Here is a 16,247-nt window from a genome sequence, read left to right on the forward strand (position 1 = left end):
GTGCCTGCGTTAACCCACTATTGAACGATCCCCATGCAGGGCATAGGCCGCCTGCTGCAAACGGCATCGCGGGGACGCCTACGACTGCTGCGCAGGCTCAAAGTGCGCTGGCGGTCATTGGGTGCTTGCGCGGCAGCGGAGGTGTTGATGCGATGTCCGTGGAATGCCATCAATCTGGCACCGCCATCACCCCACTCTTGAGCAGTGCAGCAACAAGATCAGATTGCGTCACCATCCCCACCACGCGCCGCTGATCATCGATCACCGGCGCGTGGTGCAACCCGCCGTCGGAAAAGGCCTGTGCCAGTTCCACCATCGGCTGGTCGGCACGGGCTGTCACTACCGCCCGTGTCATCAGGTTGCGCACGGTACCAGCCAGCCGGCGCGCACCGGTATCACGCTGCGCCGCGAAAAAGTCGCTCTGGGTAACGATCCCCACCAGCCGCCGGGTGGCGTCCACCACCGGCAGGGCCTTGATGCGGTGCCGCGACAGCAGGTGTCCGGCCTCATGCGCAGGCTGGTCCGGGGTCACCATGATCACGTCGCGCGACATGATCTCGCCGCACAGCACGTTGCCGAAGTGGCGCCGGTAGGCGCGCAACTGCGCGGCCACCAGGATCTGTTCGAGGTCGTCTTCTTCAATATCCAGGAATTCGCCGCGCACCTTCAGCGCAGCATCGAGGTCGGCGCGGGTGACGCCCACGCGCTGGGATGGCGGCACGTCCTTGGTCCCGTGCTGCATGGCAGGCTCGGGCGGGCGGTGCGGGTAGCGCCGCCGCGACAGGTTGTTGAAGGCAAGCGCCATCATCAGCAGCAGCATCGAATTAAACAGCACCGGCACCGCAACAAAGCCGAAGCCCAGCGCACTGACCGCCGGCCCGCCGAATACGGCGGTGATGGCCACGGCGCCGCTGGGCGGGTGCACGCAGTGGAACTGGAACATCAGGGCGATGGCGACGGCCACGGCGACCGCTGCGGCCAGGCCAGGGTCCGGGATCCAGCGCGCGCATGCCACGCCGATCACCGCGGCAATCAGGTTGCCGCCAATGATCGACCAGGGCTGTGCCAGCGGCGATGACGGCACGGCGAACAGCAGCACCGCGGAGGCACCCATCGGCGCGACAAACCAGGGATTGAAGCCGCCCAGGGTCTGGTGGCTGATCCATTCAGTGCAGATCAGGCCCAGCAGGGCGCCCAGGCAGCTTTTGAAGCGCTCCTTGCGGCTGGCGGGGACGGGCAGCGGAACGAATGTGCGCAGCCATGCACGGGCATTCTGCGCCAGGGCGGAGACGGCGGGGGCGGTTGGCATTCTTGTGACGGGGGCGCTTTGGAATGGTGCGCGTAATATATCACGGGGTGATATATTTGGCCGCCTTTGGTGCAGTGCATCCCAATCGTGGGGCATGGCGCACCGCACAAGAGCGCATAAGAGCAAGGAGCCCCCAATGTCGTCTGTTTTGCCGGTCGAGAAACGCGACTATGCCGTCAATCGTCGCCTGCTGATGCTGTCCGTGATCGCGCTGGGCATCGGTGCGCTCAGCACCGTGGCGGCGGATGTGCTGGTGAACCTGATCCGTTTCTTCACCAACCTGTTTTTCTACCAGACACTGTCGCTGGCCGAGCGCTCGCCTGCCAATCATGCATTGGGTGCGTGGGTGATCGCGATGCCGGTCATCGGGGGGATGATCGTCGGATTGATGGCGCGCTACGGCAGCGACAAGATCCGTGGCCATGGCATTCCCGAGGCGATCGAGGCGGTGCTGTTCGGCAAGAGCACGATGTCGCCGCGAGTGGCGGTGCTCAAGCCGCTGTCGTCCGGCATCGTGATCGGCAGTGGCGGGCCGTTTGGCGCCGAGGGGCCGATTATCATGACCGGCGGCTCGCTGGCGTCGCTGCTGGCGCAGTACTTGCACCTGACTGCGGGCGAGCGCAAGGCGCTGCTGGTGGCGGGTGCGTGCGCGGGCATGACCGCGATCTTCGGCACGCCGGTGGCGGCGGTGCTGCTTGCGATCGAGCTGCTGCTGTTCGAGCTGCGCCCGCGCAGCCTGCTGCCGGTAGCGCTGGCCTGCGCGGTGGCGGGGTTCCTGCGGCCGCTGTTCTTCGAGGCCGGTCCGCTGTTTCCGCTGCAGACGGCCGCGGCGGGCACGCCGGCGCTGCTGTCCTGCGTGCTGGCCGGCCTGCTCTGTGGCGTGCTGGGAGCAGGGCTGACGCTGGCGCTGTACCGCACCGAAGACGCGTTCTCGCGCCTGCCGCTGCACTGGATGTGGTGGCCGGCGCTGGGCGGGCTGGTGGTCGGCATCGGCGGCTACTTCGAGCCGCGCGCGCTGGGGGTGGGCTATGACGTGATCGGCGACCTGCTGAACAACCGCATCGCCATCGAGATTGCGCTGGCGCTGCTGGCGGTCAAGGCCGTGATCTGGATTGCGGCGCTGGGTTCGGGCACCTCGGGCGGCGTGCTGGCGCCGCTGCTGATGCTGGGCGCGGGCCTGGGCGTGGTGCTGGCGCCGTGGCTGCCGGGCGGCTCGCCGCAGTTGTGGGCGCTGGTGTGCATGGCCGGCGTGCTGGGCAGCGTGCTGGGCGCGCCGCTGACGGCGATCGTATTTGCCTTCGGGCTCACGCACGACACGCAGGCGCTGCTGCCGTTGCTGCTGACCACGGCAGTGGCCTATGGCTTTTCGGTGCTGACCATGAAGCGTTCGATCATGACCGAGAAGATCGCCCGGCGCGGCCTGCATATCTATCGCGAATACGGTGTGGATCCGCTCGAGCGCGCCCATGTGGACGAGCTGATGACACGCGAGGTGGTTGCCATCGACGCCGAGCTGCCGGTGGCCGAGGCGATGGTGCGCTACTTTGGCGAGCATGCGGCCCATCGCGCCTACCCGGTGGTAGCCGAAGGGCGCGTGCTGGGCATGCTGGAGCGCGCTGCGATCCGGGGCCTGGCCGCTGGTGAGATCCCGCCCGGCATGCGTTGCCGCGACCTGTTGAATGCGCCGGCGCATGTGCTGTTGCCTGGCCAGACCGCACGCGCCGCCGCGGGCCGCATGGCCGCGCTGAGCGTGGCGCGCCTGCCGGTGGTGGAAAGCGCCGAGACCATGCGCCTGGCCGGCATCCTGTCGCTGCGCGACCTGCTGCGTCCCAGCGGCAGCGTGTTCCACGAGGAATCGCGGCGCGAGCGCCTGCGCGGCCGCGCCGCAGCCTGAACGGATTCCTATTTGTAGGTCGACAGCAGGATGCTGGTCTCGGTGGCGCTGATGCCGTCGATCAGCCGGATCCGGTCCAGCGTGCGGTCGAACGCTTCCAGCGTATCGGCGCGCAGCTCGGCAATGATGTCCCAGCGGCCGTTGGTGGTGTGCAGGGCCTGCACATTGGGTTCGCCGCGCAGCGCCTGCAGCACGGCGCGGGCCTTGTTGCCTTCCACGGCAATCGTCATCCAGGCGCGGATGCGGTGCGCTTCGGCCTCGGGCCGCAGGCGCACCGTGTAGCCAACGATCACGCCTTCCTGTTCCAGCTTGTCGATGCGGTTCTGCACGGTCGCGCGCGACACGCGCAGCGCCTGCGCCAGCGCCGTGACCGGCATGCGCGCGTTGTCGCGCAGGAGGGAAATCAGCTGGTGATCGGTGGCATCCATGGGGTGGGCAAACGGCTTTGCAAAGCGCCAGCATGGGCTGGCATTTTGATAAATGGATCGCGCAAATTGCGCAAGTTGCTGGCTATTAGTTAACACCAGCTTGCCCGAGAATTCAATCAACCGATTGCTTTCCCAACGCCTGCCATTAAAAGAGGAGCCCCCCGTGACCCACACCCCCACGATCCTGCTGGTCGAGCCGACCTTCTACGACGTGTCGTACAGCATCAATCCGTGGATGGATCCGGCTGCCTGGGCGCGCGACCCGCGCGGCATGCACCGCAGCGCCATGCAGTCTTTCGACGCGCTGCGCGAGGCGCTGGGCCGGGCCGGCTTTGCGGTGGAGGTGGCCCCCGGCGCGCCGGGGCTGCCCGACATGGTGTTCCCGGCCAACTCCGCGGTGGTGCTCGATGGACGTGCGCTGCTGGCGCGCTTCCGCTACCCGCAACGCCGTGGTGAAGAGGCGCCGTTCGCCGACATCTTCGGCACGCTGCGCGAGCGCGGCCTGCTCGACGAAGTCGCGCTGCTGCCCGAGGGCTGCTTCCAGGAAGGCGCGGGCGACTGCATCTGGGATGCGGGCCGCGGCCACTTCTGGGCCGGATTTGGTCCGCGCTCGTCGCATGAGGCGGCCGTGGCGGTGTCGGACTACTTCGGCAAGGACGTGGTGGCACTGGAGTTGGCCACCGAGCAGAGCTACCACCTCGATGTCTGCTTCTGCCCGCTATCCGGCGGCGAGGTGCTGTATTACCCGCCCGCCTTTAGCGAAGCGGCGCTGCGCGAGCTGCGCGCGCGCGTGCCGGCGCGGCTGCGTATCGAGGCCAGCGCCGACGACCTGCGCCACTTCAGCGTCAATGCCGTCAACCTCGACGACCAGGTGGTGATGACCCGCACCACGCCGCACCTGCGCACGGAGCTGGGCCGGCGCGGCTACCAACTGCATGAGGTCGACCTGTCGCCCTTCATGCTGTCCGGCGGCGGCGCCTACTGCATGACGCTGCGCCTGGATCGCCGCAGCGGGCCGGGCATCGCCGCGGTGGCGGCCTGAGCGCAGGCACCGCACCGACACAAAGGAGACGGTCATGAAAAGCACCGCCCTATCCCTATCCCTATCCCTGTTCCTGGACGCCAGTGACGTGGCCCGGCTGGTGGCCGCCATCGGCCCGCAGGTCGCTATCGTAGACTTGGCCGGGCAGGTCCGGCAGGCCTTCCTGCGCTGGCACGATTTCGACAAGTCCGCGCGGCTGGCCAGCCATTCCGCGCGTGGCGTGATCGAGCTGATGCCGGTCAGCGACGGCGTCCAGTATGCATTCAAGTATGTGAACGGCCATCCGCGCAATGCGCTGCACGGCATGCCGACGGTGATGGCCTGCGGCTTGCTGGCCGAAGTGGAAACTGGCTTCCCGCTGATGCTGGCCGACCTGACGCTGGCCACCGCGCTGCGCACCGCGGCCACCTCGGCGCTGGCGGCACGCGCCATGGCGCGGCCCGGTGCGGCGACCATGGCGCTGATCGGCAACGGCGCGCAGGCCGAGTTCCAGGTGCTGGCCTTTCAGGCGATGCTGGGCGTGCGCGAGATCGCCGCCTATGACATCGATCCGGCCGCCACCACCCGGCTGATGCGCAACCTTGCTGGCGTACCCGGTCTTTCGATCCGCCGCGCCGGATCGATCGAGGCCGCCCTGGCCGGGGCGGACATTGTCTCAACGGTCACCGCCGACAAGACTCGCGCCACCATCCTCACGCCGGAAATGGTGCGGCCTGGCATGCACCTTAATGCGGTAGGCGGCGACTGCCCCGGCAAAACTGAACTGCATCCCGATATCCTGCGCCGCGCGCGCATCGTGGTGGAGTACGAAGCCCAGACGCGCATCGAAGGCGAGATCCAGCAGTTGCCCGCCGACGCGCCGGTGACCGAGCTGTGGCAGGTGCTGGCCGGCCACGCGCCCGGCCGCGCGGCGGCGGACGAGGTGACCGTATTCGATTCGGTTGGGTTTGCGCTGGAAGACTACGCCGCGCTGCGCTGGCTCTACGCCGCAGCGCAGGCGCACCGGGCGGGCAGGGCGGTTGAACTGGTGGCGATGCCGCCGGATCCGCGCAACCTGTACGGGTGGATGATGGCGCAGGCCGACGGCGACGAAGCCGGGCTGGCAACGCCCCGGCAGGCGGCAGTGGCCTGAGGCCGCAGGCGATACCGGGGCCGGCATGGCCCCGGTATGCAGCCGTGCTCAGGCGGTGCGGCCCATCATCAGCTGGGCGCGCAGGAAGCCCTTGACCTCTTCCAGCGACGGCGTCTTCAGGAACACCATGATGCCCCAGTGCTGCAGGGCATCGGCCACGCCTTCATAGGCCTGGCGGTTGGTGATCACGGCAAAGATCACGTGCTGGCTGGCAAAGAAATTCTGCAGCTTCTCGATGGTGGCAGACTCGGCGTCGTTCAGTTCGTCGACGTAGTACAGCACCACGCGCGGATGCTCGCTGACCGAGGTGATGACGGTATCCAGCACATCGTCGACCACCACGCTCTTGAGCGGCAGCCCCCACTTGGCAAGCTGGGCGTGGATGCGCTGCGCTTCCTGGTGGTTGGGGTGGAACACCACCAGGTCCAGGCCGTGCGGCGACGCCGATTCCGGCCCGATGCGCGTCGCCAGCAGGCGGTGCACGGTTTCCTTGTGGATGCGCCGATGGCCGCCGTTGGTCTTCCAGGCGCCAAGTTCGCCGCGCTCGACCATCTTCTGGACGGTGCCCAGAGAGACGTTAAGCAGTTTTGCCGCTGTACGCGTGCTGTAATAAGGCTTTTCAGCCAGTGCCGGATCCAGTTTCATCCCATCACCCGTGGTCCTGAAGGCAGCCGCGCCGGGACGGCGCCCGCGGCGCCAGGCACAAGCGCCGCGCGGTAGTCACTGCCAATGGTTGACTGACCCTGTGTCCTGGCCCGCTCCCCCGCCGGCCGGACGGCTTTCGTTATAAATTTGTTATTTCTTTCATTTCCAGTCGATCAGCGACTTTCTGGACATATTGAATGTCTGGGACTCTGATCTGCTGGAAGCCAATAATATGCCGCAAACGCCAATCGATCTGTAAGAAAAAACATAATTCCATCGCGTATTGGTTGTTTAACGCACATTGGTGCTTGCAGGCAGACACGACAGTAACGCAGACATGGATTTGCAGGGGTGGTTCCCCATGGCTGGACACAGCGTCTGAAGCATCCGCTGAATACAGCGGCCGCTTCAGAGTCCTGTCGTGACGTGACAGATCGCGTGGCATGGCCCGCGCTGCTGCCCTCGGTTCACGGTCCGCGCTTCACCGCGGCACTTCACAGCCCGTGCTTGCGCACCTTGTCGAACAGCGTGGTCTTGGCCACGCCCAGGGCTTCGCTGGCGCGGCTCAGGTTGCCGTCGTGGCGGCGCATGGCATCGGCAATCAGTGCGCGCTCGAATTGCTCGACTGCCTGCGCCAGCGGCAGGGCTTCGGGGGCGGTGGTGCCGTGGCCGGGGTTGCAGCCCAGCCCCAGCACGTGGCGCTCGGCCAGGTTGCGCAACTCGCGCACATTGCCGGGCCATGGGTAGGCTACCAGCGCGGCCAGCTCGGCCGGGGTGGCGGGAACAGCCTCGCGGCTGAAGCGCAACGCGGCCTGCGCGACGAAATGTTCGAACAATGCCGGCACGTCTTCGCGCCGCTCGCGCAGCGGCGGCAGCTCCAGCGTGATCACGTTCAGGCGGTAGTACAGGTCAGCGCGGAACTGGCCGGCATCGGAGAGCGCGCGCAGGTCGGCCTTGGTGGCGGCCACCACGCGCGTGTTGACCGGCACCGGCAGGTTGGAGCCAAGCCGTTCCACCACGCGTTCCTGCAGCACCCGCAGCAGCTTGATCTGCAGCGGCATCGGCATGCTCTCGATCTCGTCGAGAAACAGCGTGCCGCCTTCGGCGTGCTCGATCTTGCCGATGCGGCGGCGCGCGGCACCGGTGAACGAGCCGGCTTCATGGCCGAAGATCTCGCTCTCGAACAACTGCTCTGGCAGGCCCCCGCAGTTGATGGCAACAAAGTTGCGCGCGTGGCGCTGGCTGGCCTCATGCAGGCAGCGCGCCACCAGCTCCTTGCCGGTGCCGGTCTCGCCGTGGATCAGCACATTGGCGTCGGTGTCGCCCAGGTCGGCGATCAGGCGGCGCAGCCGCTCGACCGTGGGCGAATGGCCGATCAGGTGGGCTTCCAGCTTCTGGCGTCCCGCCAGCCGTTCTCGCAGTTCTGACACTTCCAGCGCCAGCCGGCGCTGCTCCAGCGCGCGGCGCGTGGCGTCTACCAGTTGCTCGGGCGAGAACGGCTTTTCCAGGAAGTCGTAGGCGCCTTGCTTCATCGCCTGCACCGCCAGCCCCACGTCGCCGTGGCCGGTGATCATGATCACCGGCAGGGCCGGGTCGCGCTCGCGCAGTTGCGCGAGCAGCGCCATGCCGTCCTGGCCCGGCAGGCGAATGTCGCTGACGACCACGCCCGCATAGCCCGGTCCGGCCTCGCGCAGCGCGGCCTCAGCGCTGCCCACGCCGCGCGTGGCGATGCCCTCCAGGCGCAGCGCCTGCTCGCAGCCCAGGCGCACATCGGCATCGTCCTCGACGATCAGTACGGTCAGGTCAGCCGGCATGCTTTGCATCCTGTGGGTTGGCGTCGTGCCGTGCCAGCGGCAGCACCAGCGTGAAGCAGGCGCCGCCGTCCGGGTGGTTGGCGGCGGACAGGCTGCCGCCGTTTTCATTGAGGATGCCGGCCGACAGCGTGAGGCCGAGCCCCAGGCCTTGCCCGGCGGGCTTGGTGGTGAAGAATGGCTCGAACAGCCGTGCGAAGGCTTCCTCGGACAAGCCGGCGCCGTTGTCGCGCACGGTCAGGTGGACCATGGCGCCCGCCACGTGCGCGTGCAGCGCAATGCGCGGCGCGGACTGGCCGGCGACGGCATCGAGCGCGTTGCCGAGCAGGTTCACCAGCACCTGTTCCAGGCGGTTGGGATCGCACACCACCGCCAGCGTCGGATCGATATCGCGCTGGAGCGCGGGCTGGACCGCGTCCACGCGTGTCTGCAGCAGGAACAGCGCGTTGTCCACCGCTTCGGCCAGCCTGGCCTGGCGGCGGCCGTTGCCGGACTTGCGTGCAAACGACTTGAGCGCGCCGGTGATGCGGCCCATGCGCTCGACCAGCCCGATGATGGTGTCGAGGTTGGTGCGCACGGTGGCGTAGTCGCCGCGCTCGAGGAACTTGCCGGTGTTGCCGGAGATGGTGCGCAGCGCCGCCAGCGGCTGATTCAGTTCATGCGCGATGCCGGTCGACATCTGGCCCACGGCGGCCAGCTTGCCTGCCTGCAGCAGCCCGTCCTGGGCCTGGCGCAGCACGGTCTCGGCACGGATGCGTTCGGCTACCTCGGCCTGCAGGCGCTGGTTGGAGGTGGACAGGTCGGCGGTGCGATCGGCCACCTTGCGCTCCAGCTCGCTGTTGGCCGCCTCCAGCGCGGCGCGCGCCGCCAGGCGCTCGTTGACGATGCGCCGGCGCACGTTCCACGCCGCCCCCAGCAGCAGCACGAAGGCGGTCAGCACGCCGGCCAGCGCCGCCGTGTTGAGCGCGGCCACGCGCGCCTGCGAGGTATTGGTCAGCAGCGTGAGCTGCCAGTCGGTGCCGGGCAGCGCGGCATGCTGCGCCAGCATCGGCGGGCCGCGGTGCAGGCGCACCAGTTCGTCGCTGCTGCCGCCGTTGCCGTTGTTCAGCTTGCGCACCAGGGTCAGCGGCAGTTGCGGCAGCGGGGCGCGGTTGTACTGCAGGCTGCGCGTGAGCCGCTCGCGCGCCTCGGGTGACAGGGGGCGCAGCGCGGCCAGCTTCCACGACGGGTCCGAGGCCAGGATCACCACGCCGTTCTCGTCGGTCAGCAGCATCTGGCTGTCGGCACCCTGCCAGCGGTTCTCCAGCGGCTCCAGGCCGATCTTGACCACCGCCACGCCGACCGGGTTGTCGCGCTCGCCCAGTGGCGCCGACAGGTAGTAGCCCGATTCGCTGCGGGTGGTGCCCACGCCGTAGAAGCGGCCCAGCTGGCCGTCCATGGCCGACTGGAAGTACGGGCGGAAACTCAGCGCTTCGCCCAGGTAGCTGTCCGGGCGCTGCCAGTTGCTGCTGGCCAGCACCTTGCCGTGCGCATCCAGCACATAGATCACGCGCGTGCCGGCGCGGGTATTGAGGGCGCTCAGGTAGTCATTGGCGCGTGCCGCGCGGGCGGCGTCGTCCGGGCGCAGCAGCAGCGCGGCGATGCGCTCGTCCAGCGACAGCAGGCCGGGCACGTAGTCGTAGTGGGCCAGCTCGCTTTCCAGTGCCTGCGTGTACAGCCGCAACTGCACTTGGCCGCGTTCGGCCTGGCGCGCCAGCGCGGTGTCGTAGCTGTAGCGGTAGCCGAGCGAGCCGGCCAGGCCCACCAGCACGGTCAGCGCCAGCAGTGCGAGCAGCGGCGCAAGGCCGCGCAGGCCGTGGGGCAGGCGCGAGCCGGCGGGTGCGGCGGACGCAGGTGCGGTGGCGCGGGTGGTATCGCCGGGAGGGTGTAGCGGACCGGTCATCAGGTGTTGGGTGAGGCAGGTGGCAAAGCCGCCGCGCGGGCAGGACGGGCGGGGGCCGGCGCGGGTGCCTACTTTTACCACACCAGGGGGGCAGTGCCGCGCCAGAATGCAAAAAGGCCCGGTTGCCGTATCGGCAACCGGGCCCTGGCACGCCTGGCGGACGGTATTACTTGCCCGCGAGGACCTGGGCAGGTGCCAGGCCGGTGGTGGTATCCGCGGCGGGTTCATCCTCCTCGGACGGTACCGGCGCGCCGATGGCGCCTTCGCTTTTGGCGACGACGGCGGTGGCAATCGCATTGCCGAGCACATTGGTCACGGTGCGACCCATGTCGAGTACGTGGTCGATGCCCAGCACCAGCAGGATGCCGGCCTCCGGCAGGCCGAACATCGGCAGCACGGCGGCGACCACCACCAGCGAGGCGCGCGGCACGCCCGCGATGCCCTTGCTGGTGACAAGCAGGACCAGCAGCATGGTGATCTGCTGGGTCAGCGACAGCTGGATGCCGTACACCTGCGCCACGAACAGCGCGGCAAACGAGGTGTACATGATCGAGCCATCCAGGTTGAACGAGTAGCCCAGCGGCAGCACGAAGTTGGTGATGCGCTCCTTGACGCCGAAGTGGGTCAGCTGGTCGATCACCTTCGGGTAGGCCGATTCGCTGCTGGCGGTGGCGAAGCCGATCATCAGCGGCGCGCGCATCATCTTGAGCAGGCGGAACACGTCGCGGCCCAGGAAGAAGTAGCCGCCGGCGATCAGCGCCACCCACAGCAGCGCCAGCGCCAGGTACAGGCTGCCCAGCAGCTTGGCGTACACCACCAGCACGCCCAGGCCCTGCGCGGTGATCACCGCGGCGATCGCGCCGAACACGCCCACCGGGGCAAATGCCATCACGTAGTTGGTGACCTTCAGCATCACCGTGGCGAGGCCTTCGATGCCTTGCAGCACGGGCTTACCCACGCCGTCCTTGACCGTGCCCAGCGCAAAGCCGAAGAACAGCGAGAACACCACGATCTGCAGGATCTCGTTGTTCGCCATGGCCTCGACAAAGCTCTTGGGGAACATGTGGGCGATGAAGTCGCGCAGGTTCAGCGCGCCGGTCTTCAGGTTCGAGGCGGCGTCAGCCGGCGGCAGCGGCAGGTTCATGCCGTGGCCGGGCTCCAGCAGGTTGGCCATCACCAGGCCCAGCAGCAGCGAGGTGATCGAGGCGCCAACGAACCACATCATCGCCTTCAGGCCGATGCGGCCCACGGCGCGGCCATCGCCCATGCTGGCGATGCCGGCCACCAGCGTGGCGAACACCAGCGGGCCGATGATCATCTTGATCATCCGCAGGAATACATCGGTCAGGATGGACAGGTGGTCCGCAATCGATTTGGCGGTGGCGGTGTCCGGCGCCATGTTGTGCGCGGCGGTGCCGACCAGCACGCCTAGCAGCATCGCAATGAAGATCAGGGTGGGCAGTCGATTCAGTTTCATCGTGGATCAGGCCTCTGCGTCCGTCTCCTGTGGCAGGGACGGGCGTCTGTGTATTGCGGGAAGGCTGGGCGGCGATGTCGGGGCGCCGGGCCGGCCTTGTCGTGGTTCAGCGCGGCAACAGGTGCCGGGGGCTCGCCGGGATGGCGAAGGGGGTGGGCAAGGCGGGGTCGGTCATGTGTGTCCTCCTTTGTTTTTGGCATCGGCCGGGACGCCGGGCGGCGTGCCGGCATACCCGTCTGGCGCTGTGGGCGGCGGCCTATATTGCACGCGCCGTGCCAGGCCGAAGGGGCTGCAGGCGTTGCACAACTTATTGAATACAAAGGGAAAAAGGATGTGATTCCGGCGCACGGTTCGGGAATCCGGACCGGAATGCGACAACGCCGTTCGGGAATCCGAACGGCGTTGTAGGTGTTAACCCCCGGTTTTAAGGGGCTGGCAGCAGGCTCCCCGCTCCCGCACGCGGGACAGGGAGAGCAAGGCCCAGACAAGCTTGGGTGGCGTTGGCGCACCCTGCGCGAGCGGTCTGCGCCGGCGCCAGGGAACTCATTTCAGCCGCCGTCCCAACGTTTCCGGCACCATCGCCAGGCCGATCAGCGACACCAGGCCGCAGCCGATCACGTACAGCGCGGGCGCATTGACATTACCGGTGACCTGGATCAGCCGGGTCGAAAAATACTGCGCAAAGCCGCCGAAGATCGCGATCGCGACGCAATAGGCGATCGACAGCCCGGTGGCGCGCAGCCGCTGCGGCAGCACTTCGCTGACCAGCACCATCGAGGCCGGCGCGGTCATCGACATCGGCACCGACAGGCAGCCCACCACCACCAGCAGGCGCGTGAGCGACGGCTCGGCGTTGATCAGCACGAAGGCCGGGTAGACCATTGCCAGCAAGGTCACGCGCGACCACAGCACCACGGTCTTGCGGCCGATGCGGTCAGCCAACCAGCCCGCGAACGGCGACAGCGCCACCTGCACCAGCGCTGCCACGCACGCGGCCCAGATACCCAGCGACAGCGGCATCTTCAGCACGCTGACCGCGTAGTTGCTGAGGTAGTACACGACGATATAGGTCGACGAAGCCAGGCCGATCATCAGCAGGATGCTGGCGATGACCTCGCGGCCATGGCGGCGCAGCAGCGGCCATTGCGCGGCGTGCTCGCCATGGCGCACGGGCGTGGCGGTTTCTTCCAGCCGGCGGCGAATCACCAGCCCGACCGGGATCACCAGGATGCCGATCATGAAGGCGAGGCGCCAGCCCCAGGCTTCCAGGTCTGACGGCGCCAGCACGTTGCTCAGCACCAGGCCGGTGATCGCGCCCAGCAGCGCCGCCAGGCCCTGGCTGAACGGCTGCCATGCGGTATAGAAGCCGCGCGTGCGGTCATCGGCGTATTCCAGCAGCAGCGCGGTCGATGCGCCCATCTCGCCGCCGATGGCAAAGCCCTGCACCAGCCGCGCCACCACCACCAGCACCGGCGCCAGGATGCCGATCTGCGCGTACGGCGGCGTCACCACGAAGATCAGCGAGCTCAGCCCCATCAGCCACAGCGTCAGCGCCACCGCCGGCTTGCGCCCGGCGCGGTCGGCGTACATGCCGATCAGCAGGCCGCCCAGCGGGCGCATCAGGAAGCCGACGCCAAAGGTGGCGAACGACATCAGCAGTTGCCCGGTAGGGTTGTCGACCGGGAAGTAGAGCCGGCCGATCAGCGTGGCAAAGAAGCTGTAGACGACGAAATCGTAGAACTCCAGGCCATTGCCGATGGTGATGGCGGCAATGGCGCGCGTGCGTGACAGCTGCGCCTGGGGCGCAGCGACCGCCACGCCGGCGGTGGTGTCGATGGACATGGGTGTCTCCGTAAAACGATAAGGCGCCGACCGGGGCGCACGTGGCGGCCCCGGCGGCAGAACGGCTCTTGCTGGCCGCGGGGTTAGTCGCGCGATGCGTGGTTCAGCATCGGCAGGTCCAGGCCCTGCTCGCGCGCGCAGTCGACGGCGATCTGGTAGCCGGCGTCGGCATGGCGCATCACGCCGGTGGCGGGGTCGTTGTGCAGCACGCGGGCGATGCGGGCGGTGGCTTCATCCGTGCCGTCGCACACGATCACCACGCCGGAATGCTGCGAGAAGCCCATGCCCACGCCGCCGCCGTGGTGCAGCGAGACCCAGGTGGCGCCGCTGGCGGTGTTGAGCAGCGCGTTCAGCAGCGGCCAGTCCGACACCGCATCCGAGCCGTCCTGCATGGCTTCGGTCTCGCGGTTGGGGCTGGCGACCGAGCCCGAGTCCAGGTGGTCGCGGCCGATCACGACCGGCGCCGACAGCTCGCCGCTGCGCACCATCTCGTTGAAGGCCAGGCCAAGCTTGGCGCGCAGGCCCAGGCCCACCCAGCAGATCCGCGCCGGCAGGCCCTGGAAGCTGATGCGCTCGCGCGCCATGTCGAGCCAGCGGTGCAGGTGCTCGTCATCGGAGATCAGTTCCTTGACCTTGGCGTCGGTCTTGTAGATGTCCTGCGGGTCGCCCGACAGCGCGGCCCAGCGGAACGGCCCGATGCCGCGGCAGAACAGCGGACGGATATAGGCGGGCACGAAGCCGGGGAAGTCGAAGGCGTTGGCCACGCCTTCTTCCTTGGCCATCTGGCGGATATTGTTGCCGTAGTCGAAGGTCGGCACGCCCATCTGCTGGAACGCCAGCATGGCGCGCACATGCTCGGCCATCGACGCCTTGGCGGCCTTGACCACCACCGCGGGCTCGCGCTGCGCGCGCTCGCGGTATTCGTCCCAGCTCCAGCCGGCCGGCAGGTAGCCGTTGAGCGGGTCATGCGCGCTGGTCTGGTCGGTGACCATGTCCGGGCGCACGCCGCGGCGCACCAGTTCGGGCAGCACCTCGGCGGCGTTGGCGCACAGCGCGATCGAGATGGCCTTGCCTTGCGAGGTATAGCGGTCGATGCGGGCCAGCGCGTCGTCCAGGTCGGTGGCCTGCTCGTCGACGTAGCGGGTCTTCAGGCGGAAGTCGATGCGGCTCTGCTGGCATTCGATGTTCAGCGAACAGGCGCCGGCCAGCGTCGCGGCCAGCGGCTGCGCGCCGCCCATGCCGCCGAGGCCAGCGGTCAGCACCCAGCGGCCCTTCAGGTCGCCGCCGAAGTGCTGGCGGCCGGCTTCGACGAAGGTCTCATAGGTGCCCTGCACGATGCCCTGGCTGCCGATATAGATCCAGCTGCCGGCGGTCATCTGGCCATACATGGCCAGGCCCTTGGCGTCGAGTTCGTTGAAGTGTTCCCAGTTGGCCCAGTGCGGCACCAGGTTGGAGTTGGCGATCAGCACGCGCGGCGCGTCGCGATGGGTGCGGAACACGCCCACGGGCTTGCCCGACTGCACCAGCAGGGTCTGGTCGTCTTCCAGGCGGGTCAGGGCCTCGACGATGCGGTCATAGCATTCCCAGTTCCGGGCGGCGCGGCCGATGCCGCCATAGACCACCAGCTCCTTCGGGTTCTCCGCCACCTCGGGGTCGAGGTTGTTCATCAGCATGCGCAGCGGGGCTTCCGTGAGCCAGCTCTTGGCCGTCAGCGTGGTGCCGCGGGGGGCGCGGATTTCGGTGTCGCGGAAACGCGTGGTGGTCTTGGTCACGGGAACTCCTTCGGTCGTGCTGGTCTGGAACGCTCGCTTTTTCGGGCGACGCATAGGCATGTATATTCCTGTATATACAAGTACGTATAAATCGGGGTAATCCCGTAGATTGGTCAGCGCCGGCGCGGCGCTTTAATCACAAATGATGTCGGAGTCCCTTGTGCCCTCGCGGGCGGCCAGCTCCGGGCCTAGGACGTGAACCGGCCTTCCAGGCGATGCAGCGAGCCGGGATGCACCAGCCGCACCGACGTCACCACCCGGCCCGCGGACCAGGTGCGGCGCCGGATCAGCAGGCACGGCTCGCCGCGCTGGATGGCCAGCAGCCCGCACTCTTCCGGCAGCGCCAGCACGGCCTCGACCACATGCTCGCCTTCGGTCAGCGGCGCGATGCGGGACAGGTATTGGTAGGGCGTTTCGCTGGTGAAGTCCTGCGTCAGGTAGTCCGGCGCCACCGCGGCATTGACATAGCGGTCCTCAAGCTGGATCGCCACATCGTCCTCGTAATGCACGATCACGGAATGGAAGACCCGTTCCTCCAGCGCCACCTCCAGTGCTGCGGCCTGTGCCGGGCCGGCGCGTTCCGCCTCCAGGCTGATGACCTGCGCGTGATGCCGGTGTCCGCGTGAAGCGATGTCTTCGGCAATATTGTTGACCGCATACAGCGCGGTCCGCCGCTTGGGTTCGGCGACGAAGGTGCCGACGCCCTGCAGCCGCACCAGCATGCCTTCCGCGGTCAGCTCGCGCAGCGCGCGATGCACGGTCATGCGGCTCACGCCCAGAGACTCGACCAGTTCGGTCTCGGACGGCACGCGGTGATGCGGCGGCCAGCTGCCGTCAGCGATCCTGCTGCTGATGTGCTGCTTGACGCGCGCATAGAGCGGCGCCGGCATAGAGTCGGACACGAGCGACAACGGGTTCCCCTTGGGTTTGGCCATTCGGCCATGCGACAGGCG

At 67.9% G+C, this 16,247-nt stretch carries 12 protein-coding genes; 3 read left to right on the plus strand and 9 right to left on the minus strand.

What is annotated here, in order from left to right; genetic code table 11:
* Positions 1 to 169: 169 nt before the first annotated feature.
* Positions 170 to 1,309, minus strand: a complete 1,140-nt coding sequence (locus AC1Q7H_RS05590; protein WP_013955727.1) for an HPP family protein — start codon at positions 1,307 to 1,309, stop codon at positions 170 to 172.
* A 136-nt stretch (positions 1,310 to 1,445) separates the two neighbouring features.
* On the opposite strand from AC1Q7H_RS05590, the gene AC1Q7H_RS05595 reads away from it, so the two are divergent.
* Positions 1,446 to 3,203 carry a chloride channel protein gene (locus AC1Q7H_RS05595; protein WP_492381031.1) on the plus strand — a complete coding sequence of 586 codons (1,758 nt, stop codon included), beginning with the start codon at positions 1,446 to 1,448 and terminating at the stop codon, positions 3,201 to 3,203.
* An 8-nt stretch (positions 3,204 to 3,211) separates the two neighbouring features.
* Here the strand turns inward: AC1Q7H_RS05595 and AC1Q7H_RS05600 are convergent, their stop codons facing one another.
* Complete coding sequence (locus AC1Q7H_RS05600; protein ID WP_013955729.1) at positions 3,212 to 3,631, minus strand: Lrp/AsnC family transcriptional regulator; 420 nt, start codon at positions 3,629 to 3,631, stop codon at positions 3,212 to 3,214.
* 163 nt (positions 3,632 to 3,794) lie between these two features.
* On the opposite strand from AC1Q7H_RS05600, the gene AC1Q7H_RS05605 reads away from it, so the two are divergent.
* Positions 3,795 to 4,673, plus strand: coding sequence for a dimethylarginine dimethylaminohydrolase family protein (locus AC1Q7H_RS05605; protein ID WP_492381032.1), 879 nt, complete (start codon positions 3,795 to 3,797; stop codon positions 4,671 to 4,673).
* 34 nt (positions 4,674 to 4,707) lie between these two features.
* Positions 4,708 to 5,805, plus strand: coding sequence for an ornithine cyclodeaminase (gene ocd, locus AC1Q7H_RS05610; RefSeq protein ID WP_492381033.1), 1,098 nt, complete (start codon positions 4,708 to 4,710; stop codon positions 5,803 to 5,805).
* A gap of 48 nt (positions 5,806 to 5,853) precedes the next feature.
* On the opposite strand, the gene AC1Q7H_RS05615 is transcribed toward ocd, so the two are convergent.
* The 7 genes from AC1Q7H_RS05615 to hutC all read right to left on the minus strand — a co-directional run bounded on the left by AC1Q7H_RS05615 (position 5,854) and on the right by hutC (position 16,229).
* Positions 5,854 to 6,450 carry a helix-turn-helix domain-containing protein gene (locus AC1Q7H_RS05615; RefSeq protein ID WP_013955733.1) on the minus strand — a complete coding sequence of 199 codons (597 nt, stop codon included), beginning with the start codon at positions 6,448 to 6,450 and terminating at the stop codon, positions 5,854 to 5,856.
* 494 nt (positions 6,451 to 6,944) lie between these two features.
* Positions 6,945 to 8,264: a sigma-54-dependent transcriptional regulator gene (locus AC1Q7H_RS05620; protein ID WP_492381034.1), complete on the minus strand. Its 1,320-nt coding sequence runs from the start codon at positions 8,262 to 8,264 to the stop codon at positions 6,945 to 6,947.
* Positions 8,254 to 10,203, minus strand: a complete 1,950-nt coding sequence (locus AC1Q7H_RS05625) for a sensor histidine kinase (protein WP_492381035.1) — start codon at positions 10,201 to 10,203, stop codon at positions 8,254 to 8,256. The genes AC1Q7H_RS05620 and AC1Q7H_RS05625 overlap by 11 nt, the downstream gene beginning before the upstream one ends.
* 166 nt (positions 10,204 to 10,369) lie before the next feature.
* Positions 10,370 to 11,680, minus strand: coding sequence for a dicarboxylate/amino acid:cation symporter (locus AC1Q7H_RS05630; RefSeq protein WP_492381036.1), 1,311 nt, complete (start codon positions 11,678 to 11,680; stop codon positions 10,370 to 10,372).
* A gap of 543 nt (positions 11,681 to 12,223) precedes the next feature.
* Complete coding sequence (locus AC1Q7H_RS05635) at positions 12,224 to 13,522, minus strand: MFS transporter (protein WP_211980777.1); 1,299 nt, start codon at positions 13,520 to 13,522, stop codon at positions 12,224 to 12,226.
* Between the two features lie 83 nt (positions 13,523 to 13,605).
* Positions 13,606 to 15,348, minus strand: a complete 1,743-nt coding sequence (gene hutU / locus AC1Q7H_RS05640) for a urocanate hydratase (RefSeq protein ID WP_492381046.1) — start codon at positions 15,346 to 15,348, stop codon at positions 13,606 to 13,608.
* A 134-nt stretch (positions 15,349 to 15,482) separates the two neighbouring features.
* Positions 15,483 to 16,229, minus strand: a complete 747-nt coding sequence (gene hutC / locus AC1Q7H_RS05645) for a histidine utilization transcriptional repressor HutC (RefSeq protein WP_211980779.1) — start codon at positions 16,227 to 16,229, stop codon at positions 15,483 to 15,485.
* Between the last annotated feature and the right edge of the window lie 18 nt (positions 16,230 to 16,247).

This window comes from Cupriavidus sp. GW823-FHT06D04, assembly GCF_058795055.1.

Bases quoted from the DNA above. Each gene is read 5' to 3' on its own strand.
- AC1Q7H_RS05590 (WP_013955727.1), bottom strand. From the start codon at position 1,309: ATGCCAACCGCCCCCGCCGTCTCCGCCCTGGCGCAGAATGCCCGTGCA.
- AC1Q7H_RS05595 (WP_492381031.1), top strand. From the start codon at position 1,446: ATGTCGTCTGTTTTGCCGGTCGAGAAACGCGACTATGCCGTCAATCGT.
- AC1Q7H_RS05600 (WP_013955729.1), bottom strand. From the start codon at position 3,631: ATGGATGCCACCGATCACCAGCTGATTTCCCTCCTGCGCGACAACGCG.
- ocd (WP_492381033.1), top strand. From the start codon at position 4,708: ATGAAAAGCACCGCCCTATCCCTATCCCTATCCCTGTTCCTGGACGCC.
- AC1Q7H_RS05615 (WP_013955733.1), bottom strand. From the start codon at position 6,450: ATGAAACTGGATCCGGCACTGGCTGAAAAGCCTTATTACAGCACGCGT.
- AC1Q7H_RS05620 (WP_492381034.1), bottom strand. From the start codon at position 8,264: ATGCCGGCTGACCTGACCGTACTGATCGTCGAGGACGATGCCGATGTG.
- AC1Q7H_RS05625 (WP_492381035.1), bottom strand. From the start codon at position 10,203: ATGACCGGTCCGCTACACCCTCCCGGCGATACCACCCGCGCCACCGCA.
- AC1Q7H_RS05630 (WP_492381036.1), bottom strand. From the start codon at position 11,680: ATGAAACTGAATCGACTGCCCACCCTGATCTTCATTGCGATGCTGCTA.
- AC1Q7H_RS05635 (WP_211980777.1), bottom strand. From the start codon at position 13,522: ATGTCCATCGACACCACCGCCGGCGTGGCGGTCGCTGCGCCCCAGGCG.
- hutU (WP_492381046.1), bottom strand. From the start codon at position 15,348: ATGCGTCGCCCGAAAAAGCGAGCGTTCCAGACCAGCACGACCGAAGGA.
- hutC (WP_211980779.1), bottom strand. From the start codon at position 16,229: ATGGCCAAACCCAAGGGGAACCCGTTGTCGCTCGTGTCCGACTCTATG.